The following is a 16,830-nucleotide window of genomic DNA, read 5'->3' as shown; positions in this document are numbered from 1 at the left end:
GCCCATCTCCGATCGGCAACCGGTCATAGGCCGAACGCCGCTTCGCGGCTGCTCTCCATTCATTCCATCCGGCTACGAGGGGCGTGACGCAACACCGCGTCGCGCCGTGTCGTCATGTATTTGCGGTTCGTTACACCGCTCATCCACCCGCACAGCCGCGTGGAGAGCGGCTTCTTTCGTGCGTCCTGGTACATCCAGCGCAACGGCTGTCCGGACTGGATCCGGCACGAGCTCTCGGACCAGTTCAACTGGTTCGCGGAGCATCTGCCGCTGCCCGGGCGTATCGCGCGGCACTTCAAGCGGCGCGATTCAATCTGGGGCATCTGCTGGTTCGATCCCGGGGCACGCGAATGCGTCAGCCGTGCGCGCTACTGCGCGTGGCTGCTCGAAGAGGGTGGCCTGCCGGTGCGGACGATCACGACTTCGCGCCAGCGCGAGGTGATCTGGCGCGACGCGCACCAGATCGTCACCAAGCCGTCCGTCGATCTTCCAAAGGCATTTTCCTGATGACGGGGAAGGTCAATCGGACGATAACGGTGCCGTCCGGCACTGGAGGTTTTCGCCTCGGGTTGCCGGACGCTATGCGAGATGCCCTACTCGCCCCACGTTCTTGCCAGCGTTGCGAGCCAGCAGCCTTCGCAATAGCGGGCGTCCTTGAAGTCGATCCAGTTGTGGGCATAGACGTGATCGAGCGGGATGCCGTAACGCGCGCGCAGGACCTGGACCAGGATCTTCCAGGCCGCGACCTGCGCTTCGGTCGGACCGATCGTGACATCGGGATAGTTGCCGGCGAACTCGACGCCGATCGAGTTGTCGCGCACGACCTGATGATAGGTCGTGCTGTTGTCCACGTATTTGTTGTCGTTGCGATTGGCGCCGTCGGTATGGGTCGGCACCATGGTGTCCGCGACCGACCAGTAGACCGTGCCGTCGGTCTCGACCCAGACCATCACGCCGCGCCGGGTGGGATTTTTGAACTGCTCCTGCGCACCGCCGCGGGCCGAGCCCGTCGGCCCTTCGGTCTGGTGGACGATGATGTTGCGCCAGGGATGAGCGTCGGCAACGTCGCCCCATGGCGCCAGCCAGACGATCTTCAGGCCGGGAATATCGGGTGTGCCGGTGCTGCGCGCGAGCTTTGCGAGCTCGGCGTCCATGGCGGCGGCGGGGACGATCAGGAGTGCGGCGAGAACCGCCGCAACGAGGCGAGATATCATCACAGGATCCAACGACGGACCCAGCGTAGCAGAATTCAGGCGAATCTGCGCGCGGGTTCGACCGGCTCGGGCGAGAGCGGCGGGGCCTGATCGTAGATCGCAAAATCGTTCTTGCCGTTCTTCTTGGCGGCATAGAGGGCATGGTCGGCGTGCGCGATCAGCCTGTCGGGGAATTGGCCGACGCCGCGGTCCCATTCCGCAACGCCGATCGAGATCGCGATCGGGATGTCGTTGCCGGAGCAGCCGGCGGCATCCTGGCGGCAGACATCGAGGATGCGGCGGGCGATCAGTGCGCCCTCGCGCAAGGACGAGGACGGCAGCACGACACAGAACTCGTCGCCGCCGGTGCGGGCAAGCATGTCGCCCGGCCGCAGCCGCGTCTGGGCCATCAGGGTGAAGTGCTGGAGGCAGGCATCGCCGGCGGCGTGGCCATAGGTATCGTTGACGGTCTTGAACCCGTCGAGGTCGATCACCAGCAGTGAGAACGGCTCGCCGCTGCGCTCCGAACGGGCGCATTCCTCGGACAGCTGCTGCAACAGATGGCGGCGGTTGGCGACACCGGTGAGATCGTCGAGTAGCGCAAGGTCGGCGACTTCGTTGCGCAGGCGGTCCATCGCCATCAACAGGAAACCGAAATTGAGCGTCATCGACAGGAACAGCAGCACCAGCACCATGACAGCATGGGCCTGAGTGCCGGCTAACGCCGAAAAGTCGCCGCCGAGCGAATTGCCGACCGCGCGGGCCACAAAGATTGCGATGATGCTCAGGATGACGATGCCGGACAGCCGCGCGCCCGGGCTGGCGCGGCCCTCCGGCGGCGAGAGCAACAGACGCAGCGACAGCACCAACGGCAGGCCCTGACCGATCGTATAGCTGAGCATTCGCAGCTGCAGCTGGTCGAAGCCAATCTTGAAGATCACGACGCCCGCGACGCTCGCGACCGCTGTCCCGACCATGAGCCGCAGATAGACCGGACGGTCATAGAAGCGCTGAATGCCCATCGCCGAGAGGCAGCTCGCAGAAATAATACCGGCGCCCCCGAACAGAAGTGGAATTGGAGAATCGACGAACTGATGAACCAAGGCTGTCAGCGCGCCGGCGGCGCCGACGAAGGCTGATGCCATCCAGAACCGCGCCGCTTCGAATTTCGGATAGGAGCGCGTCACATAGGCCCAGATCAGGCCGAGCGCCGAGAAGTTGACGACGAAAACCATCCAGAGCGTCGGTACGTTCAGCATGGCGTCCGCGATACGCGCAGCGTCCCGCCCCCCGACCCCAGCAGAAGTTCGTCCATGACCCGTCCCCGTGTTCTTGCGGAGGATCATGCGCGGGTTGCACTTAACGGAACCTCACTGCGATCCTCGAAAGCGCGGCCTTGGTTTTGGATTCATGAACGCTGCGCCGCGGTTATCGGATCGTTAGCGACGTCGCCGGCGTCGATGCGCAATCGCGTTGAAGTTGACCGCGGAGCGGATTCGCGGACCAAAATCACCTGAAAACGCATCTGAGCTGTGGATAACGTAATGACACAGATGTGACAGCACGGGGCATAGACGCGCGAATCTGCTGAGTTTGTCATCGAGGATGTTGCGAGGCTGGCCCTCCGCCGAGCGATCCTCGTGTCGCGTTTCACCATTAACCCTTAAGAGGATCCTATGGCTAAGAAAGCGAAGAAGGCGAAGAAGGCGACGAAGAAAAAGGCCAAGAAGGCCGCGAAGAAGAAGTAGCGCGGATGTTCTTTGCCCGGGTGGAGCACGCTCCGCCCGGGCGTCGGGTAAGGCTAAGAGATCTTGAAGATGGCGGGCGAGGCCCGCTTTTTTGTTGGCTATCGTTCGGCAAACGCCAGCTTCGCACCCAGCAGGGCGAACCCGGCGGCAAAGGAGCGACGCAGCCAGGCCATCACGCCGGGACGGGAGATGACGCGCTCGCGCACTGAGGCGGCGCAGAGGCCGTAGATGACGAACACCACAAAGGTCATCGCCATGAATGCGCCGCTCAATTCCAGCATCCGCGCCAGCACATGCGCCTCATCCACCGCGATGAACTGCGGCAGGAAGGCGAGGAAGAAGATCGAGAGCTTTGGGTTGAGGATGTTGATCAGGAAGCCGGTGACGATGACCCGGCCGCTCGAGCGCTCCTTGATATCAGCCTCGACTGCAAGCGCCCCCGTCTCCCGCAGCGCCTGCCAGGACATGTAGAGCAGATAGGCAACGCCGCACCATTTCAGCGCGGCAAAGGCGAGCGCGCTGGTGTGGAGCACGGCGGCAAGTCCGAGCATCGCCGCGACCATGTGCGGCACGATCCCGAGCGTGCAGCCGAACGCCGCCGCCACACTGGCGCGCGAGCCGCGGGTCAGTGCCGCAGCCAGGGTGTAGAGGACGCCGGTGCCGGGCGAGGCGACGACGATGAGCGAGGTGAGCAGGAAGGACCAGGACATGTCCCGTCCCTACCACCGCTGACGCTTGCCGAGAAGTCACGACACGGTCAGCGCGGCTCAGTTCAACTGGGCGATCTCGGCTTCGCGGAGCACGTCGAGCGGCGCCCAGGGCTTGGCCCAGAATTTTGCGCCGGCCGGCAGCGCCTGCGCCAGGGGGCGGCCGGAGGTGACGACGACGTCGAGCTTCGGATTGCGATCCCTGGCGACGTGCGCCAGTTCGACGCCGTTCATGCGTCCGGCCAGTTGCACGTCGGTCAGCATCAGGCAGAGTGCGCCGGCGTTCTTGTCCAGGACTCGCTCGGCGGCTTCAGCGCTCTCGCACTGGATGACCTCGTAGCCGCTCTCCTCGAGCAGGAGACAGAGCATCTCCCGCTGCATGGGGTCGTCTTCAACGATGAGGGCGGTGGCACGAAATGGCTTGGACTGTCCCATCGGCGGCTCCCAATGCTTGCCTCCATTCAAGTAACGCATGTTAAAGATGCAGCGGGACGACGGTTCGGTTCCAAACTGAAAAAATGTAAATCCTTGTTCCCGCATGCGGGGCTTGACGGGGGGCATCATGACGATGATTCGCGGCGCGGCCGCTATCACGGGGGCGGCGAGCGGCATCGGCCGTGCCCTCGCCATCGAACTCGCTAACCGCGGCTGCGACCTCGCGCTCGCGGATCGCGACGAGGCGGGATTGAAATCGCTCGCTGCCGAGCTTGGCGCGCAACGCAAGATCAGCGTGCATCGCGTCGATGTCGGCGAGGCCGGTGACATCGCGGAGTTCGCGCGCGAGGCAATCGCGGCCCATCCCGCGCTCGACATTGTCATCAACAATGCCGGCGTGGCGCTGATGGGGACGTTCGAGGAGATCGACCAGGCGCAGATGGACTGGCTGTTCGACATCAATTTCTGGGGCGTGGTGCACGGCACGCGCGCCTTCCTGCCGCATCTGAAGACAAGGCCGCAGGCGCATATTGTCAACATCTCCTCGATCTTCGGCATCATCGCGCCGCCGGGCCAATCCGCCTATACGGCAGCCAAATTCGCAGTGCGCGGCTTTTCCGAGAGCGTTCGGCACGAGCTTGCGGTCGCGGGCAGCCCGGTGCGGCTATCGGTGGTTCATCCCGGCGGCGTCGCCACCTCGATCGCGCGCTCGTCGCGCACCGGGGTCGGCGTCACCGACAATTCACGGCGCGCCGATGCGATCGACCGGTTCGAGCGTGCGGCGCGGACGACGCCGAGGGATGCGGCGCTGCGCATCATCAGAGGCATCGAGCGCAACGAGCCGCGCATCCTGATCGGCAACGACGCCAAGTTCATGGACATCCTGCAGCGCTTCCGCCCGGGCACGTATTGGGCGCCGCTGCAGCGGAAGCTGGAGAAGATGGCAAAGGGGAAGCGAGGGACGCGCTTCGCGTCGCGTCGCACTCTCCGCTATCGTAGGGTGGGCAAAGCGTAGCGTGCCCACGACCTCCAACAACGGAAAGGAAAGGTGGGCACGGCGCTTTGCGCCTTTGCCCACCCTACGAGACTGGGGTCACTGCCCCGCCAGCCGGTCCGCAAAATACCCGATCGTCTTGCGGTAGATCACCGCCCTGTTCCACTCGCGCATCGCCTCGAAATTGGCCGAGCCTTCGTCGTAGGGCTGGCCCATCTTGAAGCCGTTGGTGTGCAGGAGGTTCGCGGTCGAGGCGAGCACGTCGGCGACGCTGTGGCGGAGGTCGACATGGCCGTCGCCGTCGAAATCGACGCCGTATTTGATGTAGGACGACGGCAGGAACTGGGTCTGGCCGATCTCGCCGGCATAGGCGCCGATCAGGTCGCGCAAGGGCAGGTCGCCGCGCTGCACGATCTTCAGCGCGGCCAGCAGCTCGCCCTGGAACAACTCGGTGCGGCGGCAATCATGCGCGAGCGTGGTCAGCGTGCGGATCACCGGCAGCTTGCCCATGTCGCCCTTGCCGAAATCGCTCTCCAGGCCCCAGATCGCAACCAGAATCTGCCTGGGCACGCCGAACTGCTGCTCGATGCGCGAGAGCAGCGCGGCATGGCGCTGCAGCAGCGCGCGGCCGCCATTGATGCGGCCGGGGCCGACGCGGGTCGAGACATACTGCTCGAAGCTCTTGTTGAAGGTGTAGCGCTGGCGCCGGTCGAAGGCGAGCACCGCGCCATCCTGGGTGATGCCGCTGAACGCCGCGCTGGTCACGCCCGCCGAGACGCCGGCGGCCTGCGCCTCCGCACTCATGCTGGCGACAAAGCTGTTGAAGTCGCCGCCGCAGCGCGCGGCTTCGGCCGATCCGCCGGCGAGCGCAACGATGACGGCGGCGGCGAAAAGCGGTCTCAACATACGAAAGCATCCTCATGACATGGGCGCGAAACAGACGGCGATCATGCCCGGGAACGGGATTCGCGTCAAAGCGACACGAGAGCCGAGGGCGAGACACAAAAAGCGGAAAACAACCCCATGCACAGTAGGACCGCCGCGACGACGAATTGCGGATTTTCCGAATAACGCTTGTCCCGTCGGGCAAAACAGTGGTATTGTTTCAGCATCGCAGACTCCGACCATTGGCGCCCGCCCGCGAAGCGCCTGTCGAAAGCGGACAGCATCAAGGCTTGCAGGTTTGATCCGCATCAACGTGCCTCATGCCCTCGTTCATAGACTGGAACGAACAGCAGCGTCCTGCCCAGGAGACCAGCCCATGACCGGAATTACCCTGACCGCGGATCAGATCCGCAATGCCCCCACGCCTGTGCGGCAATGGATCGAGCAGGAGGTGATCAATTCGCTGGGCCTTGCGCCGCGCGCGCCTGCGGCGGTGCCGCCGCAAGCCGCCCATCTCGTCGCCTGCAGTGAGGACGACGTCGCCGGCATGTTCGAGCACATCCGCGGCAAGTTCCCGGCGGTGAACGTGCTGTTCGAATTCGGCCGGCCCGGCATCACCTACGGTCAGCCCGCGGTAATGACGTTCCGCCTCATGGACATCCTGCACCACACCCGGCTTCAGCAGGTCGAGCAGGTGATGACCTGCCTCGAAATGATCAACCAGGCGCTGACCGTCGTCAGGAAAGACCCGTCCGCGCGGTTCTGCGGCTTTGACAATGAGGGCCATTGCCTGATCGCGCCGCAGACGCAGGCGAGCATCGCTAGCCTCTGGCAGGACATGATGGAGCGTCAGCAGACGGCGCAGGCGGGCGAGGCTGGCGACCTGATCGCGCCGGCCGCGTAAGCAAGACTTTTTTCGGGCCATCGGCAAAAGAGGAGCCCGCTGTCGAGAACCGGCAGCGTGGTGGGCGCGACTAACGTCAGCGCCCCATTCCCTTAAACCGACAGAGAGTGCCGATGCCCGCGCCGAAACACATCCAGGGATCGTTGACCCTTGCCATTCTGGTCTGCCTCCACGCCGTCACCGCCGCCTCCGCCCAGACACGCGATGTGCCGGGCGCGCGCGACTATCCCGGCATCGGCCGCTTCGCCGGCAGCGTCGTCACCGGCTACGTGGTGAAGGATTTCGACGCGACGAAGATTCAGGCCGCCGCCTTCAGGGACGGCCAGCCGACGGACGCGCGGCGGCTGGAAGGCCGCATTGTCCGCATCGCCTATCGCACCAATCCCGGCCCCTCGATCCTGGAAGTGTCGCGCAATTTCGAGACGCAACTGGCCAAGGCCGGCTTCGAGACGCAGCTCGCCTGCGACACCGACGCCTGCGGCGCCATTCCCTTCACCGAAAGCATCGACACGCTGCCGGTCCCGCAGATGTGGGTCGACGGCTTCAACTACCACTATTATGCCGGCCACAAGACCGAGGGCGGGCGCGAGACCTGGGCCAGCATCATCGTCAGCCAGAACAACCAGGAGATCTATACGCAGGTCACCATCGCCGAGTTAGGCGCGATCGCGAACAAGATGGTGGATGCCGCCGCGATGGCGAAGGGCATCAGTGAGACCGGCCACATCGCGCTCTACGGCATCTATTTCGACACCGACAAGGCGGTGCTGAAGCCGGAAAGCCGCCCGACGCTGGAGCAGATCGCAAAGCTGCTGACCAGCCAGCCGCAACTCAACGTCTTCATCGTCGGCCACACCGACAGCCAGGGCGCCTATGAATACAATCTCGACCTCTCGAAGCGCCGCGCCGAAGCGGTCGCGGCCGAGTTGGTGAAGAGCTTTCGCATCGCGCAAGGGCGGCTGCGCACCGCCGGCGTCGGCTTGCTGGCCCCCGTCGGCTCCAACGCGACGGACGCCGGCCGCGCGCTGAACCGACGGGTGGAACTGGTGGCGCCGTAACGGCGTTTGACGCGCATCAACGTCACGGTGCAGGCGACATGAGACGATCACCTGCACCACGCGTGCGCCATGATTTTCATGCAGATGTCGCGTCCGGCCGCGGCCGGCATGAGGCAGCCAGCAATGCCCAACGACAGCATATCGAACCGCCCCGCCCTGCTCCGCATTCCGCTGTTCCGCCTGCTCGCCATCAACCTCGCGATCGGCGCTTGCGCGGCCGTTCTCCTTGTCGGCGGATTGCTCTGGCTCAACCCCGGACATCTGCGCGAGTTGATCTTCGCCGATCGTGCGCCCGGCATCGGGCTCGTGTTGCTGCTCGCCTCGTTCGTCATCACCTTCGGCTCCGTCGCGATGGGCAGCGCGATCATGGCGCAGGGGCGCAAGCCCGAGGATGGCGGAGGCGGTGGCGGCCACCATCGATCGCAGCTTTGCCCGCAGCAGCTGACGCAGCGCACACCGCCACGATCACAGGCGCATCGCGTGATCGCGCCGGATTAACTTAGGTTACGTCCAGAGCATGCCGACGCGCGTCGAGTTCGTTGTCATTGCGTTGCGAGAACATCCAAGATGAACAAACTATTTCGATTATCCAAGCATCTGCTTTTCGGGAACCGGCGACGACATCTTCCGCATATCTGATGCGCTCGCTGCGACATCGTCGCCAGCACGATTTGCCTTGCCAGCGCGGAGCGCAAGCGATAGCCTTCTATCTCAGGTTGTCGCCCCGCCAGCCCCGGGCGACGCTGAAGACCCCAAGATAAACGGCGGGCTCATCGGCCCGCCGTTTATTGAGGTGGTGGCCGCGAGCGGCACAAGGCCGCCGCCTGTCGAAACCAGGCACGTCCAAGCAAGCTCCGCCGGTATTCCGGTCGCGAAGGATGTCAACATCTGCGCAAAGCCATTTGACTGCGGCGCCCTGATCGACGACAAGCCGCCATGGCCAAGAAACCCGGAACCAACCCGAAAGGCGAGTTCGCCTTCTTCAACGTCGTCTACGAAGACGGCTCCCAACGCTCCAACCGCCGCGTCCCCTCCGAGCTGCTCGGCGGCCTCGACGGCGACGAACCCGCGCGCAACTTCATCAGGGACCAGGACCGCGAGATCGCGGAAAAGAGCGGGCGGCCGCCGCTGGAGATCGAGCGGATCGAGCGGGTTGGGGCGAAGAAGAAGTAGCGCTACCAAGAGTTCGACGAGATCGGGCCGAACTGGTGCGGCAAGTGGGTGCACCTCTCCCAAGGGAGAGGTCGGCGCGTCCCGGGCGATGCGAAGCGTCGTCCCGCGCCGGGTGAGGGTTTACGGTCTCACCGTGTGCTGCACCCCCTCACCCGATTTGCACGCGACGATGCTTCGCATCGCGAGGCGCAAATCGACCTCTCCCCGCTGGGGAGAGGTGTCAGAGTCCGCGGCCAATGGATTTGATGCAAAGCCACAATGGCTTCAGGCGCGCGCTCACCAGCGTCCGCACCACTTGTTCCAGGCAAACAGCAGATCGGCGAAGCGGTCGTAGAAGAACCGCGTGAACGGCAACACCACGCGATTGCCGAACAGCGCCGCAAGCCATCCCTCCCCCGGCGTTAACTGCCACAGCGCGAGCGCGACATCGGCTCCGACAATGAGTCGGCCGGCCTCATCCGTCGCGTGCAGGCGACGCCTGATGTCGTCGAGCGACGTACCGAAATGCGCGAGTGCATCGGGCTGCTCGTTGACGTATTTGAACTCAACCGTACCCACGCGCACCAGCGCGAGCAGCTTGTTGCGCTGCCAGTCGATGCCGGCGTCACAGACAGGGCAGCGGGTGTTGTATCAGACGGTGAGGTGGGTGCTAGGCACGGTCACGATGATAAATGCCCACAACGATCGGGTCGAACGATCCGAACTTAGACGCTCCCAATTCAACCAATGGCCTCGCGCCCCCACTCCCCAGCCTCCTACAGGCCGCTGATAGTTCAAATTTTCAGATATTGATTGTTTCCCTGACCGAGATCTACAACTATGGAGGGAGTTACGCGCGGGAGAATAACCACTAGATGGCCAACAATGACCAAATAATCCTTGATCAGATTTTGGAGCAACAGCGCGCTCAACGAGCACCCTCTGCCTCGAAATCCAATTTCTTTGAGACGTTTGTTGTCGAACAAGTGCTAAAAGACGCCGATCTATCCGAAGAGGAAATCGAATCTGGCCTTGTCGGAGACGGAGGCGACGGAGGAATTGACGGCATATACATTTTTGCTAACGGCGATCTTGTTCAAGAAGACTTCGAAGTATCGACTCTCAAGAAGAATGTTTCTCTTGAGATCGTAATTCTTCAAGCAAAGACCTCGGCTGGTTTCGGGGAAGATACTTTAAATCGACTTGTGGCTGTCACTAACGACCTATTTGACCTCTCAAAACCGGTCGAAAGCTTTAAAGCGGTCTACAACGAAGGCGTCCGCTCAGCCGTCGAGAATTTCCGGGCTGTCTACAAGGAACTAGCCGCTCGCTTTCCATCCCTGCAATTTCGCTATGTCTATGCATCGCGGGGCGACGCAAAACAGGTCCACCCGAATGTCGCGCGAAAAGCAGATGTTCTAAAAGATGCTATCGGCAAACTGTTTTCTTCGGCGCAGTTTCGTTTCGAATTTGTTGGAGCATCCGAGATCTTGGATTTGGCACGTCGAAAGCCGACAACGTCTTTCGAATTGCAATTCTCCGAGAGCATTAGCGCCCAGGGAGGCTACGTAACCCTCGTTAAACTGGCCGAGTTCGCGAAATTCATCACCGACAACGACAAGAAACTACGAAAGAATCTTTTTGACGCGAACGTGCGCGACTATCAGGGCACAACGCAAGTTAATGAAGAGATCAAAAAATCGCTTCGCAGCAAGTCGGATGAGAACTTTTGGTGGCTCAACAATGGAGTTACCATTATTGCAGCCAAGGCCGTTCAAAGTGGGAAAACAATAACCATCGAAGATCCGCAGTTGGTCAATGGCCTGCAAACATCGACTGAGATTTTCAACTATTTTCAAGACACGAACACCGGGGGCGATGAGAGAGAAGTAATGGTCCGTATCATCGTGCCTGGAAAGGCCGAAATCAGCGACCGGATCATCAAGGCGACCAACAGCCAGACTAATATTCCCCCAGCCTCATTGCGCGCGACGGACAAGGTGCATCGCGATATTGAAGCATATCTAGAACCCTTTGGTATCTTCTATGATCGGCGAAAGAATCAGCACAAGAATGAAGGCCGCTCGACAGAGCAAATCATCAGCATCCCGCTGCTCGCTCAAGCTATAATGTCGATCTCGATGCAAAGGCCCGACAACGCTCGGGCTCGCCCGTCATCACTGCTTAAGCGCGACGAAGACTATGCGAAGATATTTAGCTCAGAGTATCCGATAGAGCTATATTATATCGCGGCAAAACTTATCAAAGCCATTCAATCATACTTACGCGGGCGGGACGATCTGCAGCCGAAGGACAAGAACAACATTTTATTCTATGTCGCGATGTACGTCGCTTCCAGACTTGCAGGAAAAGCCAAGCCAAGCGTGGACGAACTGGCGAGAATCCATCCCGAAAGAATTGATCAAGTCGGCATCGAAGAAAGCGTCAAGATTGTTTACGATGAGTATGCCGCGTTAGGAGCGTCTGATGCAGTCGCGAAGGGCTCCAATCTTCAGCCGCGGCTCATTGAGCGGCGTTTGGCTGAGGAGTATCCCACTGGGAGGTGACGGCTGTGCTTAGAACAGCATCCGATTTTGGAATATCATCTCAGGACTGGGGCGCCGCGAAGGAACAGGCTCGCTTAGCAATGATCGAACGAGCTAAGATGCGCGGCATGATCCCTTATTCCGATCTCGCATCAAAAATAGCTACTGTGAAGTTCGTAGCCCACGACACCCGGCTATTTCATCTGCTAGGGGAAATTTCGGTCGACGAGAATGATGCGGGAAGAGGGTTATTGAGTGTCGTGGTCGTGCATAAGTACGGAGATATGCAGCCAGGCCCGGGCTTTTTTCTTCTCGGCCAGCATTTGGGCTACAACACTAAGGACTTGCTGAAGTTCTGGGTTGATCAACTGAGGAAAGTTCACCCCATCTGGTCTAAGTCCAATGGGTGAGGCACCTAGCACTGCGCTGAGCCATTGATAAACAAAAACAGCGGGCCTCAGCCCGCCGTTTTCGTTTGATGAATGCCTTAATCAGTTATCCAAGAAGCTCCGCAGCTTCCGCGACCGTGACGGATGCTTCAGCTTCCGCAGCGCCTTCGCCTCGATCTGACGAATACGCTCGCGCGTCACGCTGAACTGCTGGCCGACTTCTTCCAGCGTGTGGTCGGTGTTCATGCCGATGCCGAAGCGCATGCGCAGCACGCGCTCTTCGCGCGGGGTGAGCGAGGCGAGCACGCGCGTGGTGGTCTCGCGCAGGTTAGACTGGATCGCGGCGTCGATCGGGAGGATCGCGTTCTTGTCCTCGATGAAATCGCCGAGGTGTGAATCCTCTTCGTCGCCGACGGGCGTCTCCAGCGACAACGGCTCCTTGGCGATCTTGAGGACCTTGCGCACCTTCTCCAGGGGCATGCCGAGCTTTTCGGCGAGCTCTTCCGGAGTGGGCTCGCGGCCGATCTCGTTGAGCATCTGCCTGGAGGTGCGCACGATCTTGTTGATCGTCTCGATCATGTGCACGGGGATGCGGATGGTGCGGGCCTGGTCGGCGATCGAGCGCGTGATCGCCTGGCGGATCCACCAGGTCGCGTAGGTCGAGAACTTGTAGCCACGGCGGTATTCGAACTTATCGACCGCCTTCATCAGGCCGATATTGCCTTCCTGGATCAGGTCGAGGAACTGCAGGCCGCGGTTGGTGTACTTCTTGGCGATCGAGATCACGAGACGGAGGTTGGCTTCCACCATCTCCTTCTTGGCCTGGCGTGCTTCGCGCTCGCCCTTCTGCACGGAGTGCACGATCTTGCGGAACTCGACGATCTCGAGGCCTGTCAGGGCTGCAAGCTGATGCACCTCGTGGCGGAGATCCTTGATGCGGTCCTTCTCGAGATGGACGAAGTTCTTCCAGCCCTTTGCCGAAAGCTTGGAGACGCGGTTGAGCCAGCGCGGATCGAGCTCCGAGCCCTGATAGTTGCGCAGGAAATCCTCGCGCGCGACGCCGTGGCTGTCGGCGAGGCGCATCAGGCGGCCCTCATGCGAGACGAGGCGCTTGTTGATGTCGTAGAGCTGCTCGACGAGACTGTCGATACGGGCCTGGTTGAGGCGCAGCGACTTCACCTCGACGATGATCTCGTCCTTGAGCTTGCGGTACTTGCGCTCCTGGTGCGGCGACAGCGAGGGCCCGTGCGAAGTGCTCTCGAGCTGGTTCTGGATGTCCTGCTCCTGAAGCTTGCGCAGCTTCTTGTAGCTGTCGGCGATTTTGTCGAAGATCTCGACGACCTTCGGCTTGAGCTCGGCCTCGATCGCCGCAAGCGACATCTGGTTCTCGAACTCGTCGTCGTCGTCCATGTCGGACTCGGCGGCGGCCTCTGCCGGGTCCTTCTCGGCTTCGCCGGCATTGCCGCCGGCGGGCGCAGCGCGGAACGGGGTCGGCGCCGGCGGTGCGGCCGGCGGCGCGACATGCGCGGGCGCACCGGCGACTGCGGCCTGGCCGCCTTCGGCAGCGGCTTCGCCGTTCTCGCCATTGGGACCTGCGATCATCGCGTTGTTCATGCCGGCCTTGGCGTCGGGACCCGCATAGGTGGCTTCGAGATCGATGATGTCGCGAAGGAAGATCTTTCCTTCGTTCAATTCGTCGCGCCAGATGATGATGGCCTGGAAGGTCAGCGGGCTCTCGCAGAGGCCCGCGATCATGGCCTCGCGGCCGGCCTCGATGCGCTTGGCGATGGCGATTTCGCCTTCGCGGGAGAGCAGCTCGACCGTGCCCATCTCGCGCAGATACATGCGCACGGGATCGTCGGTGCGCTCGCCCGGCTCGCTCTTCTTGACCTCGGTGACGGCCTTCTGGGTGACCTCGACGAGCTCGTTGTCGGTCTCGTCCTCGCCGCCCTCGTCCTTGTCTTCCTCGCCTTCAGAGTCGTCGGCTTCGGTGACATTGATGCCCATGTCCGAGAGCATGGACATGATGTCCTCGATCTGCTCGGGCGAGGTCTGGTCGGACGGCAAAACTTCATTGAGCTGATCGAAGGTCACGAAGCCGCGCTTCTTGGCCTGCTTGATCATCTTCTTCACTGCCGCATCGGACAGATCGAGCAACGGCGACGGCGCGTCCTGGGAATCCTTCTCGGGAGCGTCCGCTGCCTTGTCGTCTTTTTCCTTGTCCTTCGCCTGCAGCGTCTTTGCCTTGGTGGCCATCCATTGCTCCTAAACGCGTTTCATGCAGACGTGCGCTGCGCCCGCGTGAAATCACTTGAACCTGTTGCTCGACGCTCTCGCTTCGCCAGATCTCGACACGGAAAGGGCGGCGCGCACATATCTCGCCACCCCGACCTTTCTCTCGCCGGATTTGCCTAACGCTTCGTGAGCCTCTTTGTCGCGGCGGATGCAGGTGAAGTGCCAACAGCTGTTGCGCGGATTCATTCCTGACGCGTCTGTTCTGCCTGCGGCCGCGGGGGCCAAAGTGCTACAAGACCGTTAAGCCTCGATTAACCCTGTTTTTGCCGCCAAATCATGGATTTGGCGAGTCTTTTAGCGGTACCTGGCCCGGCCGTCCGCATGATTCTTTCATCACACGCTCCTCTGGAACCGGCCCGACAGCTCGCCAAAACCCTCGATCAGGGCCTCAGTACCGTCGACCTCGGCCAGCCGGGCCTTGACGTCACGCAGCCACGCCAAATTGGCCTCGCTGGGGTCCTCCCCCAAGGCCAGCTCGGCGTCCTTCAGCTCCCTAAGTAGTGAATGGTACTGCCGATGCAAGGCAACGAGCTGATGCCAGGTGGCAAGAACATCCTCCCGCGCCGCGCCCTCGCGGGCGCCCCACACCGCCGCGGTGGTGATGGCACCCTCAACTCGTTGAAGAACCTGGGAAAATCCACCCTTCTCGAGGTCGCCGCGCATCTTCTCGGCCTGCTCCTCGGGGTCCGGGGAGTGGTAATGGTCGTTGACGAAGGCGCTGATAATGGCGGCGCGGAGCTTGTGGGCCTCGGGATGGGCGATCTCCAGGGCCGCCACCTCCTCGAGGTGATCATGCAGCAGCCAGGGGTGGTTGATCAGGGATTGCAGGATCAGCGCCTCCCGGCGGGAGATGGCGCTGCGCTGTCCGCGCATGATCGGGCTCGCCGCCAGCTGGGGGCTCGACGCCTGGTAGGGGCCCGAAGGCAGCGGGGCCGGCCCCAGCGGACCGCCGCGGCGGCCTCCGCCAAAGCCCTGCCCACCGAATCGATTCGCGCCGCTCCCGCCGCGGGGCTGGAACGCGCGGCCGCCGCCTCCTTGGCCCTGGCGAAAATTGCCCCTGTTCGCAAAGCCGCCGCGGCCGCCGTCCGGGGAGAAGGTTTGCTGGAGCCGCTTGACGAAATCCTCGCGATAATAGCGCCTGACAACCTCGTCGCGGATGCCGTTGGACATGTCCTTGATGCGCGCTTCGAGCGCCGCGCGGCGCTCGGGCGTGGCAAAGTTGCCGCCTTCGAGCTCGCGCGACCAGAGCATGTCGGCGAGCGGGCGCGCCGCCGCGATCACCTCTTCCATCGCACCGCGCCCACCGGAGCGCACGAGATCGTCGGGGTCCTGTCCCTCGGGCAGCAGCGCGAAACGAAGACTCTTTCCGGGCGCGAGAAACGGCAAGGCAAGGTCAGCAGCACGATAAGCGGCCTTCTGGCCGGCGCGGTCGCCGTCGAAGCAGAGGATCGGCTCGTCCGCCATCTTCCACAGCAGCGCGAGCTGGCTTTCGGTGAGCGCCGTGCCGAGCGGCGCGACGGCGCCTGCAAAACCTGCGGTGACCATGGCGATGACGTCGACATAGCCTTCGACCACGATCAGCGCTGAACCATCATGGGTGGCTTTGCGCGCGGTCTGGTGATTGTAGAGATTGTCGCCCTTGTGGAAGAGCGGCGTCTCCGGCGAGTTCAGATATTTGGCCGGAACGTCCTTCTCCAGCGCGCGTCCGCCGAAGGCGATGACGCGGCCGCGTAAGTCCGTGATCGGAAACATCACGCGATCGCGGAAGCGATCATAGGGCACGGGAATATCCTCGCCGCCGATCAACAGGCCCGTTTCGACCATGTCCTCGACGGAGATTCCGAGCTTGCCGAGATGCTCCTTCAGCGCAAAGCGATCGGGCGAGGCATAGCCGAGACGGAACTGCAATTGCGTCGCCGGCGTAATGGCGCGGTCGGCGAGATAGCCGCGCGCTTTGGCGCCGAGGCGCGAGGCCAGCGTCTCCGCAAAATACTTTGCGGCGAGACCCATCACGTCATGCAGCGTGCGGCGGCGCTGCTCCTGCCGCGCCGCATCGGGCGTCACCGCCGGCAGCTGCAGCCCGGCCATGCTGGCGAGCCGCTCGACGGCTTCGGCGAACGGCAGGCCGTCGGTCTCCATCACGAAGTTGATGATGTCGCCGTGCTTGCCCGAGGAGAAGTCGTGGTAAAAACCCTTCTGGTCGTTGACGTAGAAGGACGGCGTCTTCTCCTGCTGGAACGGCGACAGCCCCTTCCACTCCCGCCCCGCCTTCTTCAACTTGACGCGCTTGCCCACGACTTCGGAGACCGAAAGCCGGGCACGCAGCTCGTCGAGGAATTGGGGCGTGAAGCGCATGGGCTCTGTCTAGCGCGAAACCGGGTGAGTCGGGCGAAGGGATCAGGGATATAGGTGCGGCGGGCCTAAAAGTTAGGTTTGTCAGGATTATGCGCGCTGTTCACAGCCCTAAGACCGTCACCCTGAGGTGCTCGCCTCTTCGGCGAGCCTCGAAGGGCGACGGCCCGGC

At 62.4% G+C, this 16,830-nt stretch carries 15 protein-coding genes and 1 pseudogene; 8 read left to right on the top strand and 8 right to left on the bottom strand.

The window, feature by feature from the left end; genetic code table 11:
* Positions 1 to 114: 114 nt before the first annotated feature.
* Positions 115 to 507, top strand: coding sequence for a hypothetical protein (locus Q0687_RS29480; RefSeq protein ID WP_298884957.1), 393 nt, complete (start codon positions 115 to 117; stop codon positions 505 to 507).
* A gap of 86 nt (positions 508 to 593) precedes the next feature.
* On the opposite strand, the gene Q0687_RS29475 is transcribed toward Q0687_RS29480, so the two are convergent.
* The 4 genes from Q0687_RS29475 to Q0687_RS29460 form a co-directional block, all read right to left on the bottom strand.
* On the bottom strand, positions 594 to 1,214 hold the full coding sequence (locus tag Q0687_RS29475) for a peptidoglycan recognition family protein (protein WP_298884956.1): 621 nt from the start codon (positions 1,212 to 1,214) through the stop codon (positions 594 to 596).
* Between the two features lie 35 nt (positions 1,215 to 1,249).
* On the bottom strand, positions 1,250 to 2,452 hold the full coding sequence (locus tag Q0687_RS29470; protein ID WP_298884955.1) for a GGDEF domain-containing protein: 1,203 nt from the start codon (positions 2,450 to 2,452) through the stop codon (positions 1,250 to 1,252).
* 587 nt (positions 2,453 to 3,039) lie between these two features.
* Entirely contained in the window at positions 3,040 to 3,651 is a 612-nt protein-coding gene (locus tag Q0687_RS29465; protein WP_298884954.1) for a LysE family translocator, read from the bottom strand.
* A gap of 57 nt (positions 3,652 to 3,708) precedes the next feature.
* Positions 3,709 to 4,083 (bottom strand): response regulator, encoded by a 375-nt coding sequence (locus Q0687_RS29460; protein ID WP_298884953.1) that lies wholly within the window; start codon positions 4,081 to 4,083, stop codon positions 3,709 to 3,711.
* Positions 4,084 to 4,210: 127 nt separating this feature from the next.
* On the opposite strand from Q0687_RS29460, the gene Q0687_RS29455 reads away from it, so the two are divergent.
* Positions 4,211 to 5,098, top strand: a complete 888-nt coding sequence (locus tag Q0687_RS29455; protein ID WP_298884952.1) for an SDR family oxidoreductase — start codon at positions 4,211 to 4,213, stop codon at positions 5,096 to 5,098.
* 78 nt (positions 5,099 to 5,176) lie between these two features.
* Here Q0687_RS29455 and Q0687_RS29450 read toward each other — a convergent pair whose 3' ends face one another.
* The gene (locus tag Q0687_RS29450) at positions 5,177 to 5,983 is read right to left on the bottom strand and encodes a lytic murein transglycosylase (protein WP_298884951.1); all 807 of its coding nucleotides are present in this window, start codon (positions 5,981 to 5,983) and stop codon (positions 5,177 to 5,179) included.
* 355 nt (positions 5,984 to 6,338) lie between these two features.
* Here Q0687_RS29450 and Q0687_RS29445 point away from each other — a divergent pair, with 355 nt between their 5' ends.
* From Q0687_RS29445 to Q0687_RS29430, 4 genes are all read left to right on the top strand, one after another.
* The gene (locus Q0687_RS29445; RefSeq protein ID WP_298884950.1) at positions 6,339 to 6,866 is read left to right on the top strand and encodes a hypothetical protein; all 528 of its coding nucleotides are present in this window, start codon (positions 6,339 to 6,341) and stop codon (positions 6,864 to 6,866) included.
* Between the two features lie 113 nt (positions 6,867 to 6,979).
* Positions 6,980 to 7,924, top strand: coding sequence for an OmpA family protein (locus tag Q0687_RS29440; RefSeq protein ID WP_298884949.1), 945 nt, complete (start codon positions 6,980 to 6,982; stop codon positions 7,922 to 7,924).
* A 123-nt stretch (positions 7,925 to 8,047) separates the two neighbouring features.
* Positions 8,048 to 8,422 carry a hypothetical protein gene (locus tag Q0687_RS29435; RefSeq protein ID WP_298884948.1) on the top strand — a complete coding sequence of 125 codons (375 nt, stop codon included), beginning with the start codon at positions 8,048 to 8,050 and terminating at the stop codon, positions 8,420 to 8,422.
* A gap of 438 nt (positions 8,423 to 8,860) precedes the next feature.
* A complete protein-coding gene (locus Q0687_RS29430; RefSeq protein WP_298884947.1) occupies positions 8,861 to 9,097 on the top strand; it encodes a hypothetical protein in 237 nt (78 codons plus the stop codon).
* A gap of 276 nt (positions 9,098 to 9,373) precedes the next feature.
* Here Q0687_RS29430 and Q0687_RS29425 read toward each other — a convergent pair.
* A pseudogene (locus Q0687_RS29425) lies at positions 9,374 to 9,754 on the bottom strand (DCC1-like thiol-disulfide oxidoreductase family protein).
* A 197-nt stretch (positions 9,755 to 9,951) separates the two neighbouring features.
* Here Q0687_RS29425 and Q0687_RS29420 point away from each other — a divergent pair.
* A complete protein-coding gene (locus tag Q0687_RS29420; RefSeq protein ID WP_298884946.1) occupies positions 9,952 to 11,643 on the top strand; it encodes an AIPR family protein in 1,692 nt (563 codons plus the stop codon).
* Complete coding sequence (locus Q0687_RS29415) at positions 11,640 to 12,032, top strand: hypothetical protein (protein ID WP_298884945.1); 393 nt, start codon at positions 11,640 to 11,642, stop codon at positions 12,030 to 12,032. The genes Q0687_RS29420 and Q0687_RS29415 overlap by 4 nt, the downstream gene beginning before the upstream one ends.
* Before the next feature lie 81 nt (positions 12,033 to 12,113).
* Here Q0687_RS29415 and rpoD read toward each other — a convergent pair whose 3' ends face one another.
* Together rpoD and dnaG are read right to left on the bottom strand one after the other, a co-directional pair.
* A complete protein-coding gene (gene rpoD / locus Q0687_RS29410) occupies positions 12,114 to 14,267 on the bottom strand; it encodes an RNA polymerase sigma factor RpoD (RefSeq protein WP_298884944.1) in 2,154 nt (717 codons plus the stop codon).
* A gap of 372 nt (positions 14,268 to 14,639) precedes the next feature.
* Positions 14,640 to 16,661, bottom strand: a complete 2,022-nt coding sequence (gene dnaG, locus Q0687_RS29405; protein ID WP_298884943.1) for a DNA primase — start codon at positions 16,659 to 16,661, stop codon at positions 14,640 to 14,642.
* Between the last annotated feature and the right edge of the window lie 169 nt (positions 16,662 to 16,830).

This window comes from uncultured Bradyrhizobium sp., assembly GCF_936928535.1.
Lineage (GTDB): Bacteria > Pseudomonadota > Alphaproteobacteria > Rhizobiales > Xanthobacteraceae > Bradyrhizobium.
Note: the sequence above shows the minus strand (reverse complement) of the source record. Positions and strands in the feature narration are given on the sequence as shown.